1 protein-coding gene is annotated in these 1250 nt (G+C 45.8%); it reads left to right on the top strand.

Annotated elements, in window-relative coordinates; translation table 11 throughout:
• Positions 1-129 precede the first annotated feature (129 nt).
• Positions 130-1250 (top strand): hypothetical protein (locus KDK17_RS10445; protein WP_257288029.1); only part of this gene is annotated, 1121 nt, incomplete at its 3' end.

Genomic DNA, 1250 nt, shown 5'->3' with positions numbered 1-1250 from the left:
GATGCATCAGAACCTGATCAGAAAAAAAAGAAGGGCTCGGGCAGAAAGAGAAATCATTCAAAAACAGTTGTGGCAGGGGCTCCGGCCAAAAAAAGGAATCGGGCAGCCCCCCAGATCCCCGATGACCTATTGAAAAAAATGAAAGAAAGTATCCAATACGAATTAAGTAAGGAAGAGCTGGAAAAAGCACAAACCCTGATTGAGATATTCAAGAAAAAAAACATCAATGTAAAAGACACTTTTTATAAGCTTCTTTGTTTCGTTGAGAGAGAGTCTTTTAATGCTTTCTTCGATAATGCCGCAACTTTTTTTGGGCACCTTTCTGAAAACTTCAAAAATACAGGCATGCTAACCTGCATGCTAAATTGCACAAAAAAGCATATCCTCAGTTTCGCAAAACGTAGCCAGTGTGAACTCGAATATTTAGCGAGTTTGGATATATTGACTTCCTTCTCGTCTATGAATAATGGCAAAGGTGTGCCCACACATGAGGAAGTGAAAGCAATACTGGGCTGGCCTGAATGGAAGGATAAGCGTGGTGAGTTCAACATGAAGTTGTTCCGCGCCTTCTCGTCAATGTGTAACACAAAAGGCTTGCCAAAACATGAGGAAGTGGCAGAGATACTGAGCTGGCCGGAGTGGCAAGAGGAGGATGGTGAGTTCAATATGGAGCTATTCCGATCCTTCTCGTCCATGTACAACGCAAGAGGCATGCTCAAACATGAGCATGTGAAAGAGGTTCTGGGCTGGCCCGAATGGAAAGACAAGGATCGCGAGTTCAGTATGGAGCTATTCCGCACCTTCTCGTCCATGAATCATGGCAAAGGCGTGCCCGAACATGAGCAAGTAAAAGAGGTACTGAGCTGGCCCGAATGGAAAGACAGGGATGGCCAATTCAACATGGAGCTGTTCCGCGCCTTCTCGTCCATCAACAGTAGCAAAGGCATGCTCAAACACGAGAAAGTGAAAGAAGTGCTGGGCTGGCCTGAATGGAAAAACAAAGATGGCCAATTCAACATGGAGCTGTTCCGCGCCTTCTCGTCCATGAACAGTAGCAAAGGCATACTCAAACATGAAGAAGTGAGAGAGGTACTGAACTGGCCGGAATGGAAAGACGCAGATCGCGAGTTCAGTATACAGCTATTCCGCGCCTTCTCGGGCATGAATCATACCAAAGGCGTGCCCAAACATGAGCAAGTGAAACAGCTGCTGGGTTGGCCTGAATGGAAAGACAAAGATGGCCAATTCAA

This window comes from Endozoicomonas sp. SESOKO2, assembly GCF_024606245.1.
Taxonomy (GTDB): Bacteria; Pseudomonadota; Gammaproteobacteria; order Pseudomonadales; family Endozoicomonadaceae; genus Endozoicomonas_A.
Note: the sequence above shows the minus strand (reverse complement) of the source record. Positions and strands in the feature narration are given on the sequence as shown.